The sequence below is a fragment of the Rhodoferax sp. UBA5149 genome (genome assembly GCF_002413825.1).
In the GTDB taxonomy this organism is placed as follows: Bacteria; Pseudomonadota; Gammaproteobacteria; order Burkholderiales; family Burkholderiaceae_C; genus Rhodoferax.
This window is the reverse complement of sequence record NZ_DHXT01000074.1, coordinates 1-2733: the sequence shown is the minus strand read 5'-3', so window position 1 is coordinate 2733 and position 2733 is coordinate 1. Positions and strand designations below refer to the sequence as shown.

The 2733-nt window shown below is 64.4% G+C and carries 3 protein-coding genes; 1 reads left to right on the top strand and 2 read right to left on the bottom strand.

Annotated elements, in window-relative coordinates:
* Window positions 1-804 (top strand): L-threonylcarbamoyladenylate synthase (locus tag B3V69_RS06170; RefSeq protein WP_296444787.1); only part of this gene is annotated, 804 nt, incomplete at its 5' end.
* A gap of 59 nt (window positions 805-863) precedes the next feature.
* Here the strand turns inward: B3V69_RS06170 and hemG are convergent.
* Together hemG and B3V69_RS06160 are read right to left on the bottom strand one after the other, a co-directional pair.
* Window positions 864-1391 (bottom strand): menaquinone-dependent protoporphyrinogen IX dehydrogenase, encoded by a 528-nt coding sequence (hemG, locus tag B3V69_RS06165; RefSeq protein WP_296444785.1) that lies wholly within the window; start codon window positions 1389-1391, stop codon window positions 864-866.
* Between the two features lie 51 nt (window positions 1392-1442).
* Window positions 1443-2456: a c-type cytochrome gene (locus B3V69_RS06160; protein WP_296444783.1), complete on the bottom strand. Its 1014-nt coding sequence runs from the start codon at window positions 2454-2456 to the stop codon at window positions 1443-1445.
* Window positions 2457-2733: the final 277 nt, after the last annotated feature.

Sequence of the window (2733 nt, the reverse complement as noted above, 5' to 3'; positions counted from 1 at the left end):
CTGATCCAGGCCTTCTGGCCGGGACCGCTGACCCTGATCCTGCCGCGTCGCGACGGTGTGGCGGCAGCGGCGGCGGGCGGACAAAACTCGATCGGTCTGCGCTGCCCCTCGCACCCGGTGGCACAGGCGCTGCTCAAAGCCTGCCGGGCGCCGGGCGACAACCCGGAGTCGCCACAAAAAATCGTGTGGGGCATCGCCGCCCCCAGCGCCAACCAGTTCGGCCGCGTCAGCCCGACCACCGCTCGGCACGTGCAAGGCGAGTTTGGCCCTGAGCTGCTGATTCTGGACGGCGGCCCCTGCGTCGTCGGCATCGAGTCCACCATCATCGACTGCACGCGCGGTGTGCCGGTGCTGCTGCGCCCCGGTGCTATCAGCCGCGAGCAGGTGCAGGCCGTCTGTGGCTTGCAAGTGCGGTCCAAAGACGAGCTGCTGACGCTCGATGCGCCCGCGCCCCGCGCCTCCGGCACGCTGGAGTCGCACTACGCACCGAACGCCAAGGTGCGGCTGATGGATGCCCAAGCCCTGCAGACGGCGCTGGACCTGCTGGGCACGGATGTGGATGGTGACGGCGCCGGAGCCACCCCGCTGATCGCCACCTATTCACGCGCCATTCTCAAAACCCGCGCCGCCACAGTATTGCGCAAACACATGCCCGATGACGCGGCGGCCACCGCGCAGCAGCTGTTTGCCGTGCTGCGTGAATTTGACGCGCAGGGCGTCAAACTGATCTGGATCGAGACGCCGCCGGAAGGCCCGGCGTGGGACGGTGTGCGGGATCGGCTGCAACGGGCGTCGGCGGGCTGACGCCACGTCGCCCGAATGAAAAGCCGACCTTGAAGACGCGGCAGGCGCCACCGACCCTGTCACATGCGGGCAACACGCGCGGCGAACGCCTCGACCCGCTGCCAGTCGGTGAACTCCACCACGCTGCGAGGATCGGTCGGCCCATCGGTGATCCACATGATGAACCGAATCATCAGGCGGTCGAGAAATCCATAGCGCGGGTAATCCAGTCGGCCGGCAAACACGTCGAGCTCGCTCGGACGCCAGCGCGTTTGCTTCAAAAACTTCTGCAGGTAGGGATTGGTTTCGGGTTGGTTCTTGTGCGGTTTTCTGGCGACGATATTGACCGAGAAAAACGCACTCGGCTTCGTCTCCAGAAGGTGCTGATGGGCGTTGACGAAGGCAAGAACCAGGGGGTTGTGGTGGCCGTATCGGATGCTGGCGCCGAGCACGATCTTGTCGCACGCCGACAGGTCCAGGGCCGCGGCATTCTCAATTGAAACCAGGGTGACCTGCTGGTCGGCCGCCGCCAGCAACGCGCGCAACCGCTCGCAGATCTTTCGGGTGTGGCCGTCCGTGGTGGCGTAAATGATGGAAACCTTGGCCATCTACGCGCCACCCCCCGCTTTGCCAACGCCCGGCTTGCAACGCATCGCTGCCTACCGCGGCTGGTAGTCGAATTTCGCCTCGATCAACCTGGCCGTGCCGGGGCGCTGAATCTGCGCCGTGATCGTATAAGGGTTCAGGCCCGACATGCGGAAATAGCCGCCGAAGCTGATCGTGTTGTTCGCCGAAATGACCTCCAGCGTCTTTGTCTCCAGACCGATCGGGTCGGCCACCTTCACCTTGACTTGCGCGTCGGTGATGGCGAACTTGGTCTTGGCGTCGAACAGCGAAATGTTCACATGGTAATAGCCCTTGCCGCTCGGCACCTTGCCCTGGCGCTGGCTCGCCGACAAGGCCTCGACCGGCACGACGCCGAGATAGATTTCCGTGCCGTCAATGAGCTGGTGGTTCGGGGTGCTTGCCGCAGGCGCCGCGCGAGGCTCGGTCGGCAGTGCCGCGATGCCGTAATTGAACATGTACACCACGGCGCTCTGGATCTCGAAATCGCTCAGGTCCGTGACACCGCCGCGCGCCGGCATGGCGCCATGACCATGCACGGCGGACTTCACCAGCTTGTCCAGCCCGATCTTGAGGCGCGGCGCCCAGGCGGCGCGATCGCCGATCTTGGGTGCACCATTCAAGCCGTCCTGGTGACACTTGGCGCATTGTGTCTGCACGATCTGCTCGCTCGACCGTACGGCGGCGGGCGTGGACTCGCGCAGGGGCTCTATCCAGTGGCCGCCGGAGTGGTTGACCATGTAAGTAATGGCGCGCTCGATCTCGATGTCGCTAAGTGACGCGTTGCCGCCATGCGCAGGCATGTTCCGAATGCCCTTCAAGGCGTTCTCCGTCAGCGCCGTGAGGCCTTGCGATGTGCGCTTGGCCCAGGCGAGCTCGTCGCCGATTCTTGGCGCGCCTTGCTCGCCCTTGACATGACAGGCCGCGCAGGTGCTGCTGACGACCTCCGAGCCAGACCGCTCCAGGCGCTGGGCGCTCGCAGGGGGAGTCAACAGGGCGGCGGCGACCGTGGCAAATGCCGACCATGCGCGCAGTTTGGATGTGTTCATTTAATTACTCCTGCCAGTAGTTACGGAGATCACGGCGGGAAGCCGAGATCCAATCGATGCTGCCTGCCTAAACTGTGCGCCGGTCATTGTTGATCGTGTTGAGGCAGATCAATAGGCGGCTATATCCGGTGCCAAAGATCGGCCTCATCGTGCGGCGCGGGCGGCCGCAAATTAACGATAGCGCAGTTTCATCAGCAGAATCGCCAGCGACAGGGCCAGCGTGATGCAATTGGCGATCACGATCGGCCAGGCGTCCAGCAGCAGGCCATAGACCAGC